This is a genomic window from Pseudomonas tremae (assembly GCF_001401155.1).
In the GTDB taxonomy this organism is placed as follows: domain Bacteria; phylum Pseudomonadota; class Gammaproteobacteria; order Pseudomonadales; family Pseudomonadaceae; genus Aquipseudomonas; species Aquipseudomonas tremae.
The window spans coordinates 288159-303936 of sequence record NZ_LJRO01000090.1; the positions used below are offsets into that span (position 1 = coordinate 288159).

Here is a 15778-nt window from a genome sequence, read left to right on the forward strand (position 1 = left end):
TTGTGGCAGCCTTTCAGTCAATGTGAGATCGCGATTTTGAGCTGCGGTGCGATCTGTTCGAAGGAGTTAGGGCCTTAGGTGGCTGAACTGCGCTAGAAGCCACTCAGCGAGTTCAAACTCCACGCCTTGCAGTTCATTCGACCCTAACCATATCAACCCATATTGACTGCCGTCAGGGTCAAAGCCAGCAGGTGCCGCCAAGCTTCCTCGTCCCACATCGTCAACAGCGAGTATCAGCGGGCTGAGGGCGACACCAAGGCCTGCAGCTGCAGCTTCGACAATCAGAGAGTGATGGTCGTAGTACCGGATTTCTGTGGGCCGAAGCGCCGACGGATGGGTGCTCAGCCATTGCGCCCATGCGTCAGGTCGCGTCTTCGACCCGAGAGCAAGATAGTCGCCGTGTTCGAAATTCGGCACCAATTCCGGCCTCATGACAGGCCCAACCTTTTCGGGGAAAAGGGGCCGGACATTCCACGTCTCGGGCACAGCGAAATCTAGCCGTCGAATAGCGAGATCCACCTGACTCTTGCGAAAGTCCACCAGCCCGCCACCCACGGAGAGGTGGAGGGCGATGTTTGGATGCGCCACTTGAAATCCCCCCAACCGCGGAATGAGCCAGCGCATGGCAACTGAAGGTTCGCAGGAGAGCACCAGGGCCGTTTTCCCGACACTGGTAGCACGCAGGCTTTGCATGGTGGCGGCCAACTCGCCGAAAAACCTGCCAAGGGTCAGGTTGAGTGTCTCGCCGGCCGGTGTGAGCCGCAGGCCTCGCCCATTCCTCTCGAATAACTTGACCCCGATGTCGTCGGCGAGTTTGGTGATGCGGCGACTGACAGCGCCGTGCGTGAGCGCGAGCGAGTCAGCGGCACGCCGGACTGAACCCAGCCGCGCTGTTGCTTCGAATGCTCGCAGGTCATCGAGCGAAGGTATTTCTGAATGGTCCATTGGTGAGAAATTATCACCAATAGTGATCAGAAACTATCGCTTTTTATAGTGTGAATGAATTTTTACAATCGATACATGTGTAGAAGACATCAACCGAATATTGGGGGCCTAATGCTTACAGATAATCAACCCAATATCGGGATCCTCGCCGACGATCTGACCAGTGCGGCAGATGGCGCGGCACCTTTCGTCGCTCGCGGACTGAGCGCGCAAATCGGAAGGGGCCAGCTTCCACGTCAAACAGCAGCGGTCGTCGCTGTCGATAGCGGTTCGCGATCCGCTACTTTGTCGCAAGCATGTGAGGAGGTCGCACGATTGACCTCACTGCTTTCCGGTTGCGCCGTGTTCTACAAGACGGTGGACTCCACGCTACGCGGCAATATCGCGGAAGAGCTTGAGGCATGTTTTGCGGCGAGCGGCCGTAGATCACTGGTGTTCGCACCAGCCTTTCCCCAAGCCGGACGTACGACGGTGGGCGGAATTCAGTTTGTTGACGGTATCCCGGTTTCCGAGAGTGTGTATGGCCAAGACCCTGTGCACCCGGCGCGGCATTCTGCGCTTGTCGACCTGGTCCCGAACTGCATCAAGGATGTCACGCTGCTCGATGCGGTAACGCAGGAAGAACTCGACGCGCAAATTGCTTCTATCGAGGACCCAGAATCTATCCTGTGGCTTGGCTCTCCTGGAATGGCGGTAGCCCTGGCGCGGCGTTTTGTGCCGGCGAAGACTGCACCGCAATTGCTTGATTGCATCAGTAACGATGTTTTGGTCGTCATTGGAAGCGCGAATCCGCGCAGCCATCGACAGGCAGATCTGGTCCGGGAGCTCAGCAGCGTCACGCTGCTGCGCGGACCAGCTACGCGCGAGCGCGACCCGGCTGCGGTGCTGCGCCGCATTGCAGACGACGCGGCGCGCGAACTTCAAGATACACGCTTCGGCGCGTTAATCGCCACCGGCGGCGACACGATGGAAGCTGTCCTGGATCTTCTCAACGTTCGTGAGTTCGAGGTCCTGCAAGAACTGGAACCCGGTTTTCCTCTTTCTCGCGCCAAGCTTGGCGGGGGACGCACGCTCCTGCTTGCCATGAAAGCCGGTGGCTTTGGCAGTGACGACTCTCTAGAGCGCGCTATCGCGCAGATACGCGGTGCAGCCCAAGCCATACACAAGGATTTACTATGAAAAATATTTTCCCTCCAATTGCCCTGACGATGGGCGATGCATCCGGCATTGGGCCGGAAATCGTTGCGAAGTTACTTGCGAAGGGCGGCGAACGCGTGGTCGTGTTCGGCAGCTGTATCGTGATGCAGGACATCGTGCGTCGGCTGGGCCTGGACATCGAGGTGAGACGCATAGATGTGCCCGATGCGGCGCAGTTCCAGCCGCGCGTCATTGAAGTCATCGAGGCCACCCGGATCGTCGAGCCTCCACCACTCGGGCAGATCAGCGCGATTTCCGGGCAGGCGGCCTTCGATGCCATCGTTGCAGCGATAGCAGCAGCCAAGTCCGGAGAGGTGAGCGGTATCGTCACGGCGCCGATCAATAAGGAGGCGATGAGCAGCGCCGGAATTCGCTACCCCGGCCATACGGAAATTCTGGCCGAGTATGGCGGCGCCAGTCGTGTGGCAATGATGCTGGCCAACGACGACATCCGTACGGTGCTCGTCACGATCCACACCTCACTGCGCAAAGCGATCGAACAGGGTGATTTCGACGCGCAGATGTCGGCCATCCGCCTTGCCCACGAAGGCGGGAAGGCGCTCGGCTTCCCGAGCCCACGTATAGCCGTTGCAGGTCTCAATCCGCACGCCGGTGAAGGCGGCCTGTTTGGCGATGAGGAAATCAGGATCATCCTGCCTGCAATTGAAGCGGCCCGTGCCGAAGGTATAGATGCCAGCGGCCCACATCCAGGCGACACAGTCTATATGCAGGCACGGATGGGCAGATTCGATGTCGTCGTAGCCCAATACCACGATCAAGGGCTGATCCCTGTGAAGTATCTTGGTCTGGAAAAAGGAGTGAACATCACACTAGGCCTGCCGTTTGTCCGCACCAGCCCGGATCACGGCACGGCGTTTGACATCGCGGGCCGGGGTATTGCCGACCACGCCAGCCTGGAAACTGCACTTGCCTACGCAAAGCGTCTTGTAGCTGCGCAAGCCACGCAAAACTAATTGAAAGGGAACCATCATGGGACTTCGCTTCATTTTCATGCTCACGCGCAATGACCGCACGGTTGCAGACGCATCGCAGCAACTCCAAACGGCGCTCGACCTCGGTGTTCGACACATCGGCTTCAAGGACATCGGCTTGCCGATCGAGCAGTTGAAGAGCCTCAATGCAGCCATCAAGGCGGGCGGTGCCACCTCCTACCTGGAGGTCGTGTCGTTGGACCGAGAAAGCGAAATCGTGTCAGCGAAGGCGGCTGTCGAGATCGGCGTCGACATTCTTCTTGGTGGCACGCGGGTCGATGACGTGCTGCCGATCATCAAGGAGACCGGCATCCAGTACTTCCCCTTCCCCGGTCTGATCACCGGTCACCCGAGCGTGCTGGAAGGCAGCATCGAGGAGATTGTCGACAGCGCCAAGGCGATGGCAGCGCGCGATGGTGTGCACGGCCTGGATCTGCTGGCATACCGTTCGGCGGAGAACGTGCCCGAGTTGATGCGGGCCGTCTGTGCTGCAGTCTCCAAGCCTGTCTACGTTGCAGGCTCAATCGCAAGCCCCGAGAGAATTGCAATAGTTCAGGGTGCAGGCGCAGCTGGATTCACGATCGGGACTGCGGCCTTGGACGGCCAATACCCTGCCGATGGGAAGGACGTGCCCAGTCAGCTCAACGCAATCCTGCGCGACGTCGCCGCTCTGAACAAGCATCTTTCGCCAATTCGCAAGAAGAACCTGTCAACCGTGTTTGCCGACAAAGTCGAGGGGCAGATCAACAACACGCACATCAAGGTCGCCATGTTCAAGGGCGCCTCCAACTGGTCATTTCGACAGAACGACGATGAACTGTTTTTTGTTCACCGGGGGCGGCTGCTCATGAAATTCCGTGACCGTGAAGAGATTGTCGAACCGGGAGAGTTCATCGTCGTACCGCATGGCGTTGAGCACTGTGCGGTGGCTTTGGACGCAGAGGCATGTGAAGTGTTGCTGGCAATCGCCGGCTAGGTCTTCAGAGAAATCATCGCGCAACGCGCAGGAGCAATCATGACCGTAGCCCAAGTGCTGCATCGCGCCGACGGTGCACCCGTTTCAACTTCCTTCCGCCAAGCGGCGTTCGGTAAGGACGATCCTTTTGCACGACATCGCGAGATTGCCTGGGAAGGAGCCGACTCGATGATCGCGGGTCGAACCAGTTTCATCGGTGAACTTGAAGTTCCGGGCTTCCCTCACAACGAAACCATTGTCGTCGTCGAGGGAGAGCTGACCCTGACCGCAGCCGGAGCGGCCCCGCTGGTGCTCGGCCCGCAAGCGGGTGCTGTCATCGGGTGCGGTACGGAGCTTCGCATCCAGGCCGAATCGGGCGCGCGATTCGTGTTTTGCGCGGCCGCTTGCGACAAGCCGACAAGACGCGGGCTGTTCCCGCTATACGCTGACGCCGACTTCAAGCCATCCGCCTCGCTGCCCGCAGAGGCACTGCTGAGCCAGCCCCCGCAATGCCGCAAGGACAATGTATTCACCGAGGACGGCACGCAGTACAGCGCGGGCACCTGGGATTCGACACCGTACCACCGGATTGTTCGCCCGCATCGCATCAACGAATTCATGTACCTGCTGGCCGGCGGCGTGCGGTTCGCGACTCCTGACGGCAGCGTGCTGTCGCTGGGCACTGGCGACGCACTGTTCGTGCCTCAAGGCGCGCAGGTTGGATGGGAAAGCAGCGATCGCGTGGCGAAGTTCTATGTGACCCAAAGCGTCCAGGCCTGAATTGACTAGCGAGACCCATCATGTCCCCACCACTGAACCACATCAACACATCCTCCAAGCCACCTGCCTCCGCCGAGGTCGTCGTGATCGGCGGCGGCATCATCGGTGTCTTTACCGCCTACTACCTGGCCAAGCGCGGCGTATCCGTCGCCTTGGTCGAGAAGGGGAGGATTGGGGCTGAACAGTCCAGCCGCAATTGGGGCTGGTGCCGGCAGCAGAACCGCGACGCCCGCGAACTGCCCATGGCGAGCAAGAGCCTTGATCTCTGGGAGCAATTTGCCGCTGAGAGCGGTGAAGACACGGGTTTTCGTCGCTGCGGGCTCTTGTTTCTTAGTAACGATGAGGCCGAGATTTCTCGTTGGGCCAGCTGGCATGATTTTGCCAAGAGCGCCGGCGTGACAACCCACATGCTAAGCAGCCGCGAGGCCGCCCAGCGGGGGCAAGCGACCGGTCGCGCCTGGAAGGGCGGCGTCTTCTCGCCCACCGATGGCACCGCCGATCCTGGTAAGGCTGCGCCGGCCGTGGCAGCTGCGCTTATAAAGCTCGGCGGCAGTGTCCACCAGAACTGTGCCGCCCGCGGCATCGAGACCGAAGGCGGGCGGGTTAGCGGCGTGGTGACCGAAGCCGGGGTCATCAAGACCAAGACGGTTGTGCTTGCCGGTGGGGCCTGGGCCTCCTCGTTCTGCCGTCAGCTGGGCATCCGGTTTCCCCAAGCTTCTATACGCCAATCGATCCTGAGCGTGTCCCCTGTGGAACATTGCTTGCCGGATGCCCTGTTTACGAAAGGCGTGTCCTTCACGCGCCGCAACGACGGACGCTACGCATTGGCCATCAGCGGCCGCGCACGCGTGGACGTGACGCCGCAGTTCATGCGATTCGCGCCGCAATTCTTGCCCATGTTCGCGGAGCGCTGGCGCAACCTTCTTCCGGGAGGCCTGCAAGGCATTCAGGGTGGGCACGAAACGCTAAGGCGCTGGCGGCTCGATGCGCCGACCCCCATGGAGCGGATGCGCATCCTCGATCCGAAGCCCTGTTTGTCCACGATCAGGGAGACCCACCGCCGCGCCGTTGAACTGTTGCCCCAGCTTCACGATGCAAAGATCACGCACGCGTGGGCCGGCTTCGTCGACTGCACGCCGGACGGTGTTCCCGGCATCGGCGAGGTACCGGGGGTGCCAGGTTTCATCCTCGCAGCAGGCTTTTCCGGACACGGCTTCGGCATTGCACCTGGAGCCGGCCACCTGATCGCTGACCTTGCCAGTGGTGCCGAACCGATCGTTGACCCTGTACCGTACCGGCCGGGCCGGTTCAGCAGTTCCGCATGGGGCAAGGTCGCTGATTTTTAGGCCATACCCACCCAGCCAAGCCTGAAACGGCTTTCTCGCGGAGTCCCGATGACGGCACACCGTTCCGGGAAGAAGCCAGGATCCTGCGAATGTTGCAAGTCCGAGGAGAGAAACCATGACCAATCAAACGAGGAATGCCGGCGTCACTTATCGCCGGATGACTGAGGATGACCTTCCCTCGGCACATGAACTGTCGCAGGCGGTGTACTGGGCGCATCGCCTCGAAGACTGGCAGTTAATGCACCGCCTCGGCACGGGTTTCGTGGCACAGGAAAACGGTACGCTGGCTGGCACCGGGCTGTGCTGGATATTCGGCAATACCCATGCCTCGCTCGGCATGATCATTGTGTCATCGGAACGGCAAGGCAAGGGCATCGGTCGCGAACTGATGAACCTGGTGCTTGAGGAACTGGGCGAGCGCTGCATCTTGCTCACGGCCACCCCGGTCGGACAGCCACTGTATGAAAAGCTGGGCTTCGTGCCGACCGGCACCGTCGACCATCATCAGGGCATGATGCAGCAACCGTCCCCACTTGCACTTGCCGCGGGAGAGCGCATCCATCCGGTTGCGGCCGGCGATCTGCAAGCGCTGGCGGCACTGGCAACGCGCGCCCTTGGCATGCCACGTGAAGAGTTTATGGCGCAAGTGCTAAATGTGGCCGAGGGCGTACTGATCGAAAAGGATGGCGAAGCGATCGGATTCTCCATCATGCGCCCCTCCGGCCTCGGCCGTGTGATCGGCCCAGTGGTGGCCCCCGATACACAGCGTGCCAAGGCCCTGATCGCCCATTGGGCGCGAACCTACTCCGGTTTCTTCGTGCGCGTCGATGTGACCGGCGAAAGCGGCCTTGGCACTTGGGTGGAAAGCCTCGGGCTGGCACTAGCCGGACCCTCGGTGCGCATGGTGCGCGGCCAGGCACCGGTATCGGACGACACGGTCAAGCAATACGCGATCTTCAGCCAGGCCCTAGGTTGAGCGCGGCCGCAATGCCGTCTACCTATTCCTGACCACTCTTGGGCATTTCGGCAAATCCTGGTTCCTGACGAAGGTAGTGGCGTATTACCGATTACGGGACCAATACACTGAATTTATGCAGTTGCGTCACGTTGCAAAAACGCTTCGGCAATGCGGGAGCATTCGAACCTTCAAACGGTAGAACCGATATGACTGACGATAAAAACAAAGTCGACTCCCAATTGATCACAGGCCAAGAAAGCCTGCGTGTTTTTGAAGGGCTCAATCGTGGTATGTCGCGCCGTGATGCCTTGCGCATGCTGGGGGTCGCAGGGATTGCTGCCGCTGGCGCGGGCAGCCTGTTCGGTTCGGCCGGCCAAGTGTTCGCCGCAACCTCAGCAAGTACGGGTCAAGGCAAGCAGGGTGGCCGCATCAAGGTTGCCACATCGACAAGCTCGACCGCCGATACGCTGGACCCGGCAAAGGGCGCGAACTACACCGACTACTGTCGGCACAACATGTTCTATAACGGCTTGGCGGTCTTGGATGCGCAACTGACGCCGCGCATGGCTCTGGCGGAATCATTCGATACAGATGATGCGACCTCCTGGACCATCAAGCTGCGCAAGGACGTTTTATTCCACGATGGCAGGCCATTCACTTCGGCCGACGTCGTCTATTCGTTGAACCGCCACAAGCTGCCGGAGACTGGCTCCAGGGTGGTGGCCATTGCGCAGCAGTTGGAGGAGGTGAAGGCCGTTGGACCACATGAGGTGCAGATCCGCTTGGTCAGCCCGAATGCCGACCTGCCGGCAATCCTTGCCACTACTTATTTTCTCATCGTGCGCGACGGTACCAACGATTTCGCCATCGCCAACGGCACCGGGCCTTTCAAATGTGCGGAATTCCAGCCAGGCGTGCGCTCGATCAGTGCGCGCAACGCCAGCTATTGGAAGCCGGGCCTGCCTTACCTCGACGAGATCGAATTCTTCTCGATCCCCGACGAGGCTGCTCGTATCAGTGCCCTGCTTGCCGGTGATGTGGACCTGATTAACCCGATCAATCCGCGTTCGGTTGCGCGCATTCAGGAAAGTGCCAAGGTAGAGTTGATGGAGACCCCGACCGGTGGCTATACCAACTTAGGGCTGCGCGACAATCTGGGCCCGGTGCAGAACCCGGACTTTGTCCTGGCGATGAAGTATCTGCAAGATCGCAAACAGATCAATCGGGTTGCTTTCCGGGGCTACGGCGTGATCGCCAACGACCAGCCGGTCGCCCCCAGCAATCGTTATTACTTCGCCGGTCTGCCACAACGTGAGTACGACCTGGATAAGGCCAGGTTCCACCTGCAGAAATCCGGCATGGCCGGACGTCCCTTGCCCCTTGTGTGTTCCGACGCCGCTACTGGCTCAGTGGACATCGCGCAGTTGCTGCAGCTCTCCGGGCAGCAGATCGGCCTCAAGCTGGATATCAAACGGATGCCAGCGGATGGCTACTGGTCCAGTCACTGGATGAAGCATCCGTTGTACTTCGGCAACATCGGTGCGCGCCCGACCGTCGACCTGATGTTCAGCCTGTTCTACCAGTCCAGTGCGGGCATGAACGAATCGGGTTGGAAGAACGAACAGTTCGACCAGTTGCTGGTCGCTGCGCGCGGCGAGACTGATGAAGCTAAACGCAAGCAGATGTATGGCGATATGCAGGTGCTGGTGAATGAACACTGCGGTGTCGGTATTGCGCAGTTCAACAGCAGCCTCGATGGCCACAGCGTCAAGTTGAAAGGACTTACCCCTCATCCACTCGGTGGGATGATGGGTTACATGTTCGCCGAGAACGTCTGGCTGGATGCCTGAGCAATTAGGGAAACGACAGCTCGATAACCAGGGTGTCGCCTGCAGCTCATGCAGGCGCCACTAAGTGAAGGTATGAATTATGAACAGTACTATTGCACGCTTGGTTGGTGGTCGATTGGCTGTAGGCGTGATAACGCTGCTTTTCGTTTCGCTCGTGGTGTTTTTCCTCACCAACCTGCTACCGGGTGACGCGGTCCAGGAACAGCTCGGCCAAGAGGCAACGCCAGAAGTGCTGGCGGCGCTGCGCGCGCAGTTAGGCCTTGATCTACCCGTGCACCTGCGTTACGTAAACTGGTTAGGTGGGCTGATCACCGGTAATCCTGGCGTTTCCCTGGTCAACGGTATGCCGGTTGACGAGATGATCGCCAGCCGGCTGCCCAATACCCTGAAACTGGGAGCGATCGCCGCGTTGTTCTCGGTGCCGCTGGCGTTGGTCATAGGCATTCTGTCAGCGATGTACCGCGGCTCAATCTTCGACCGTTACAGCAACATGCTGACGGTGTTCGCTGTCTCCGTGCCGGAGTTCCTGATCGCCACCGTCGCGGTACTGATCTTCGCGGTCAAGCTGGGCTGGCTGCCGGCGCTGTCGCGTAGCGTCGAGACCGAGTCGTTTGGCGAACTGGTTCACGTATATGCGTTGCCGGTGTTGACGCTGTGTTGCGTACTGACGGCGCAGATGGCACGCATGACGCGGGCCGCGGTGGTCGATCAGCTCAGCGCCTCCTATGTCGAAATGGCGACGCTCAAAGGGGCAGGGCCGATACGGGTAGTGCTTCGTCATGCATTACCCAATGCTATCGGGCCGATCGCCAATGCCATAGCGCTGAGCCTGTCGTACCTGTTGGGCGGCGTAGTCATAGTCGAGTCGATCTTCAACTATCCGGGCGTAGCAACACTGATGGTAAACGGTGTAGTCACGCGTGACATGCCATTGATACAGGCATGCGTGATGTTGTTTAGCCTGGGTTTTCTGGTGCTGGTTCTGCTGGCTGACCTCTGTGCAATCCTATCCAACCCGAGGCTGCGCAAATGAAACCGAACAGTATTTCACCTAAAACGAGTATCGGCAGCGGCAAGGATAACGGCCGGAATCAGGATGAGGATGGAGCGAGCCAGCCGCTGCGAACACGCCGGCGTCGGCTGTCCCTGTCTATAGGCGGCGTCATCGGCTTGCTGATCGTGACTTTCTGGGCGCTAATGGCCGTCGCCGGGCCCCTGTTGGCGCCCTACGATGCCAACGCAATGATCAGTGATGATTACTTCGGCCCGCTTAGTCTGGCGTTCCCATTGGGTACCGACTACCTGGGGCGGGATATCCTCAGCCGCTTGTTGCACGGCGCGCCTTTCACCATCGGTGTGGCGTTGACGGCCACAGCGATAGCCTGCACTGCTGGCGTCGTACTGGCGCTGGTGGCGGCTGCGTCCGGTGGCTGGGTCGACGCATTCATAAGTCGTACCCAAGATGCGCTGATCGCGATTCCAAACAAGATTTTTGCCCTGCTGATAGTGGCTACGTTCGGCTCCTCGGTACCACTGTTGTTGCTGATGGCCGCATTCGCCTATATGCCGGGTTCCTTTCGGATGGCGCGTTCAGCGGCGGTGAACGTCATGACCATGGACTTTATCCAGGTTGTGCGTACTCGAGGCGAAGCCATGCCCTACATCATCTTCATCGAAGTACTGCCGAACATGCTGCGCCCGGTGCTGACCGACTTTGGTCTGCGCTTCGTCTACGTGGTGCTGCTGCTAAGCGCCATGAGTTTCCTTGGGTTGGGCGTGCAGCCACCGGACGCCGACTGGGGTTCGCTGGTGCGGGAAAATATCGATGGCCTTTCGGCGGGGGCCCCGGCCGTGCTGGTACCGGCGGTCGCCATAGCCACCCTGACTATGGGTGTGAACCTGCTCATCGACAGCTTCGGCGGCCGATCCAATCGCTAGATGGAGAAGTGAGATGAACGAAATCGTCAGGGTAAGTGGCCTGCGTGTGGTTGCACGTAACGAAGAGGGCATCAATATACCCATCGTGCACGGTGCCGATTTCAGCCTGAAAAAAGGCGAAGTTCTGGCGTTGATCGGCGAGTCGGGTTCCGGCAAGAGCACCATAGCGCTGTCGCTGATGGGTTACGCCCGCTCGGGTTGCCGTATCGTCGGCGGCTCTATACGGGTCGGTGATATCGACGTGCTGAAACTGTCGAATACCGAGCTGGCAAAGCTGCGCGGGCGCACCGTGGCGTATATCGCCCAGAGTGCGGCCGCGGCATTCAATCCGTCCAAAAGCATCATGGAACAGGTGATCGAAAGCGCGCTGATCCATGGCGTTCTGTCACACAAGCAGGCGCAGGCCAAGGCCGTCGAGCTGTTCCGCGAACTGGCTCTGCCGGAACCGGAACGCATTGGTTCGCGCTATCCGCACCAGGTCTCGGGTGGGCAGTTGCAACGGCTGATGGCGGCGATGGCGCTGATAACCGATCCGGCACTGGTGATTCTGGATGAGCCGACCACGGCGTTGGATGTCACGACCCAGATTGAAGTGCTGCGGGCGTTCAAAAAGGTGGTACGCGAACGCGGCACCACGGCTATTTACGTCTCCCACGATCTGGCGGTGGTGGCGCAGATGGCCGACCGCATCGTCGTACTGTGCGACGGCCGGATTCAGGAAAACAACCCTACCGAACAGATCCTGGCTGCACCTGAACATCCCTATACGCGCAGCCTGCTGGCCGCGATAAGGCCGGCAGCTCGCCCGAGAGCGGGCGTTCAAGAGGTACCTTCGGCGCAAGAGGATCTGCTGCTCGAAATCCACGGTCTGGAGATTTGCTACGGCACCAAGAAGGTGCTGCAGAATGTCGATCTGAAGATCCGGCGCGGCGCGGCGGTCGGCGTGATCGGCGAGTCGGGGTCGGGGAAAACCACGCTGGCGCAGGCCATCGCCGGTTTGGCACCAACGTCGGCCGGACGTATCCTGCTGGACGGTCAGCCGCTCAGCAGGAAGCTGGCGGGGCGCACCCGAGAGCAGTTCCGGCGTGTTCAGTTCGTCTTCCAGAACGCTGATACGGCGCTGAACCCAAAGCACAGCATTGAACAGATCCTCGGTCGCCCGCTACGTTTCTACCACGGGATGAGCGGCGCGCAGCAGCAGCGTCGGGTGGTCGAATTGCTGGAGCTGGTGCAGTTGCCGGCCAGCATTGCGCAACGCCGGCCCGGCGAGTTGTCCGGCGGCCAAAAGCAGCGTGTCAACCTGGCGCGGGCGCTGGCGGCGGAGCCGGATCTGATCCTCTGTGACGAAGTGACCTCGGCGCTGGATACAGTGGTGGGCGCGGCGATTCTTGAACTGTTGCGCGACCTGCGCCGCGAACTGGGAGTCTCCTTCCTGTTCATCAGTCATGACATATCCACCGTTCGTGCGCTCTGTGACGACATAGTGGTGATGTACAGCGGCTACAAGGTCGAGGCCGGTGATCAGAGTGCGTTCGCCCAGGCGCCGTTCCATCCCTACACCAACCTGTTGACCAATTCGGTGCCGGAGCTGCGCCAGGGCTGGCTGGAAACCTGCGGAGCCGCTAAAGGCAAGCTGCCGTCGATTGGCGAGCAGACCAACGTAGCGAATCTATGTGCGTTTCTTGATCGCTGCCCGGTGCGCATCGACGGCCTGTGCAATCGTAGCGCGCCACCGCGCGGCAAAATCGCCGGCGGTAGTGAGATTCTTTGCCATCACACCAGTGCCGAGCTGCTCAAGGTGCAGGAAGGTGTGAGCAGCATGAAATTAGTGGGTACCTACGTATGAGTGCGCGCTTCGTCCGCCTGGCCGAGCGGGAGCGGCCCCCGGTCAGGCTGATGGGGGCCTGCCAGGACTGCCGGGCTTATTGATGCGTTAGATACGCTGGTTTCCAACTTGCACATGGCCGAGTTTTGGCAGGGAATTATGTTCGCGTATTCGTCCAATGATTTGGTGAGCGACTGGAGATATTTCAGTCTACAGACTCTTCGCGGGTTCTCACTCTCGCAGTTTAGGGTAGTTTGATGATTGTCAGAACATTGCTCTCGCGACTTTTGCGTGAGTAGCCACTGCCCGGTTTGATATTCCTAGGGTTCAATTCGACCTACCGGGTCGGAGTTCTGGCGCAGAGTGTTTTCTACTTCCACGTCGCCTGCAATCGAGTGTTAGCTTACGTCCTATAGGCCTCAGCGTTCCTGCGGCCGGCTTCGCCGAGGCCTATGCCGGCTTTGTTGCCCAGAAGATGGGGCTTCCGATCAATCAGATAACCATATCTACCAATCGTAATGATGCTCTGCGCCCATTCATACACTTAAAGACTATCCGGATCGCCAAAAAACATCTGGATCCGCGACCTCAACCAACGCTCCCCAGGGTCATTATCCTGCGCGCCGCGCCAGGCCATATGCAGCTCGAACGTACGGGTTTCAATCGGCAGGTCTTCAGAGCGGACGCCGCCGGCGGCGGTCAGTACCTGCGCGGCATAATCCGGCACGGTGGCGATGATGTCTGTGCCGGTCAGCAGGGTTGCCAGGCCGTTGAACTGCGGCACAGCGAGGACAACATGGCGTTTGCGGTCCAGTTTCTCCAGGTGTTCGTCAATGAAGCCGCTCAGGTCGCCGGCGAAGGAAACCAACGCATGGGGCCGGGCGCAGAAGTCGTCGAGGCTCAAGGGGCCGGGTATTGAATCGGCGCGCAGCAACTGCGGCTTGCTCCTGCGCAATACCTTGCGTTTGGCGTTGGCGGGCAGGTCCTGGGTGTAACTGACGCCGACCGAAATTTCCCCAGACGCCAGCAATGGCGGCATCAGGATGTAATTGACGCGTCTGACAACCAGCACAATCCCTGGTGCTTCGGAGCGCAGGCGCTTGAGCAGCGTGGGCAGCAAGGCAAATTCCACATCGTCCGACAAACCGATACGAAACACCGAAGTGCTGGTCGCCGGGTCGAATTCCGAAGCCCGACTGACGGCGGTCGAAATAGAGTCGAGTGCCGGGGAGAGCAGGGCGAAGATTTCCGTGGCGCGGGCGGTGGGTTCCATGCTGCGGCCGGTACGGACGAACAGCGGGTCGTCGAACAGGCCGCGCAGTCGTGATAGCGCAGCACTGATGGCGGGCTGGCCAAGAAACAGTTTTTCCGCCGCACGCGTCACGCTGCGCTCATGCATCAGGGTTTCAAAAACGATGAGCAGGTTGAGGTCGACGCGACGCAGGTCGTTGCGGTTCATGCGGAATATCTCGGGCCATTTGTCGGTTGAGGACGTGAGCAGGGTGCGATAGTACGAGCAAATGCGGGTCGGGCGCAGGGAAAATTAATGGCAAGGGCACTGAATGTCCACATGGCTTGCAATGTCTCGTCGACATGCGAACAATGGCGGCCATTACGCATACTGGCTTCCAGACGCTCTCTGGCCGCGGCATGCAGCTCTCAGGACACAATCGATGACAGGCATGTCGACTATCAATAGCCACCGATAGTGTTCCCGGCAATGCCCGGATAAAGTTTGTGGCATCAAGGTTTACCAGGCGAGGTTCTAAATGTCCCGCACGATCCGTTTTCACCAGTTTGGCCCGGCCGAGGTGCTCAAGCTCGAAGAGCAGCCTGTCGCGTCGCCTGTATCCGGCGAGGTGCAGGTGCGCGTCCAGGCCATCGGTGTCAGCTGGTACGACGTTCTCTGGCGGCAAAATCTCGCGTCCACTCAGGCCCGGCTGCCGGCTGGCCTGGGTTATGAGATGGCGGGCGTGGTCACAGCGCTCGGCGCAGGGGTCGATGACTTGCAGGTCGGCGACAAGGTCGCCAGCTTCCCGGCAGCCGACGCCAACCAGCATCCTGTCTACGGCGAATCCATCGTCATGCCACGTCGTGCGCTGACCCGTTATCCCGACATCCTTACCCCGGTTCAGGCCAGTGTGCATTACACGCCCTATCTGGTGGCTTACTTTGCCTATGTTGATCTGGCGCGTATCAAGGCTGGCCAGACTGTGCTGGTCACCGATGCCAGCCATTGCTCAGGCCCCGCGTTCGTGCAACTGGGCAAAGCTCTGGGGGTTAGCGTGATTGCAGCCACCAAGACTGATGACGCCCGTGAGTACCTGCTGTCGCTGGGTGCCGACAAGGTAGTGGTCACCGAAGAGCAGGACCTGCTGATGGCGATCAACAAGTACACCGATAATCGTGGTGTCGATGCCGTGTTCGATGGCTTGGGCGGTCCGCAGATGTCAATCATGGGTGATGTGCTGGCGCCGCGTGGCAGTCTGGTGCTGTACGGGTTGCAAGGCGGTAATCAGACGCCGTTCCCGGCTTGCGCAGCATTCCAGAAGAACATTCAGTTTTACGTGCATTGCCTGGGTAACTTCACCGGTAAGCCTGAACTGGGCATTATGCAAGACCAGGAAGCACTGCAACGCGCCCTGAAAGACATTAATCAGATGACGCAGGATAATAAGCTGGTGCCATTACAGACGCGCAGTTTTCCGTTCGAACAGGTCGTGCAGGCACACCGTTACATGGACGCCTGCCCGATTGGCGGGCGCGCAGTGCTGGAAGTCGAGTCTGCCTGACTCCGCACACAGGCACTCAGCAAGTTATTATCGAAAAGGCCTTCCACACGGCAGGCTTTTTTGCAGGCGCCGTGTGCCAAAAGACAAGGCTGATGAAAAGTTGCGGGCGCTGCGGCGGCCAGTTTTGTGTGCCAGAGATAATTAAAGTTGATACGCGCGGTTGTCGATAAGAAAAACAACTTTAACAGCAGTTTATTAGA

At 59.6% G+C, this 15778-nt stretch carries 13 protein-coding genes and 1 pseudogene; 12 read left to right on the forward strand and 2 right to left on the reverse strand.

The window, feature by feature from the left end:
* Window positions 1-66 precede the first annotated feature (66 nt).
* Window positions 67-945 (reverse strand): LysR family transcriptional regulator, encoded by an 879-nt coding sequence (locus tag ALO43_RS07835; RefSeq protein ID WP_054997338.1) that lies wholly within the window; start codon window positions 943-945, stop codon window positions 67-69.
* A gap of 111 nt (window positions 946-1056) precedes the next feature.
* On the opposite strand from ALO43_RS07835, the gene ALO43_RS07840 reads away from it, so the two are divergent.
* The 11 genes and pseudogenes from ALO43_RS07840 to ALO43_RS31810 all read left to right on the forward strand — a co-directional run.
* A complete protein-coding gene (locus tag ALO43_RS07840; RefSeq protein WP_024669318.1) occupies window positions 1057-2124 on the forward strand; it encodes a four-carbon acid sugar kinase family protein in 1068 nt (355 codons plus the stop codon).
* On the forward strand, window positions 2121-3116 hold the full coding sequence (gene pdxA, locus ALO43_RS07845) for a 4-hydroxythreonine-4-phosphate dehydrogenase PdxA (protein ID WP_005894197.1): 996 nt from the start codon (window positions 2121-2123) through the stop codon (window positions 3114-3116). Before ALO43_RS07840 ends, pdxA begins: the two co-directional genes overlap by 4 nt.
* A gap of 16 nt (window positions 3117-3132) precedes the next feature.
* The gene (locus ALO43_RS07850; protein WP_005894199.1) at window positions 3133-4110 is read left to right on the forward strand and encodes a cupin domain-containing protein; all 978 of its coding nucleotides are present in this window, start codon (window positions 3133-3135) and stop codon (window positions 4108-4110) included.
* Between the two features lie 39 nt (window positions 4111-4149).
* Entirely contained in the window at window positions 4150-4869 is a 720-nt protein-coding gene (locus tag ALO43_RS07855) for a cupin domain-containing protein (protein ID WP_054997339.1), read from the forward strand.
* 20 nt (window positions 4870-4889) lie between these two features.
* Window positions 4890-6215 carry an NAD(P)/FAD-dependent oxidoreductase gene (locus tag ALO43_RS07860; protein ID WP_054997340.1) on the forward strand — a complete coding sequence of 442 codons (1326 nt, stop codon included), beginning with the start codon at window positions 4890-4892 and terminating at the stop codon, window positions 6213-6215.
* A 115-nt stretch (window positions 6216-6330) separates the two neighbouring features.
* A complete protein-coding gene (locus ALO43_RS07865) occupies window positions 6331-7191 on the forward strand; it encodes a GNAT family N-acetyltransferase (RefSeq protein WP_054997341.1) in 861 nt (286 codons plus the stop codon).
* 188 nt (window positions 7192-7379) lie between these two features.
* On the forward strand, window positions 7380-9023 hold the full coding sequence (locus tag ALO43_RS07870) for an ABC transporter substrate-binding protein (protein ID WP_054997342.1): 1644 nt from the start codon (window positions 7380-7382) through the stop codon (window positions 9021-9023).
* A 79-nt stretch (window positions 9024-9102) separates the two neighbouring features.
* A complete protein-coding gene (locus tag ALO43_RS07875) occupies window positions 9103-10056 on the forward strand; it encodes an ABC transporter permease (protein WP_005894205.1) in 954 nt (317 codons plus the stop codon).
* Window positions 10053-10961, forward strand: coding sequence for an ABC transporter permease (locus ALO43_RS07880; protein ID WP_081032913.1), 909 nt, complete (start codon window positions 10053-10055; stop codon window positions 10959-10961). The genes ALO43_RS07875 and ALO43_RS07880 overlap by 4 nt, the downstream gene beginning before the upstream one ends.
* Window positions 10962-10974: 13 nt before the next feature.
* Window positions 10975-12807 carry an ABC transporter ATP-binding protein gene (locus tag ALO43_RS07885; protein WP_053480277.1) on the forward strand — a complete coding sequence of 611 codons (1833 nt, stop codon included), beginning with the start codon at window positions 10975-10977 and terminating at the stop codon, window positions 12805-12807.
* A gap of 232 nt (window positions 12808-13039) precedes the next feature.
* Window positions 13040-13330 (forward strand): annotated as a pseudogene (locus ALO43_RS31810) (threonine synthase); the annotation flags it as partial.
* Here ALO43_RS31810 and ALO43_RS07890 read toward each other — a convergent pair.
* Entirely contained in the window at window positions 13331-14245 is a 915-nt protein-coding gene (locus tag ALO43_RS07890) for a LysR family transcriptional regulator (protein ID WP_003347707.1), read from the reverse strand.
* 310 nt (window positions 14246-14555) lie between these two features.
* Here ALO43_RS07890 and ALO43_RS07895 point away from each other — a divergent pair, with 310 nt between their 5' ends.
* Window positions 14556-15578 carry a zinc-dependent alcohol dehydrogenase family protein gene (locus ALO43_RS07895; protein WP_054997343.1) on the forward strand — a complete coding sequence of 341 codons (1023 nt, stop codon included), beginning with the start codon at window positions 14556-14558 and terminating at the stop codon, window positions 15576-15578.
* Window positions 15579-15778 lie beyond the last annotated feature (200 nt).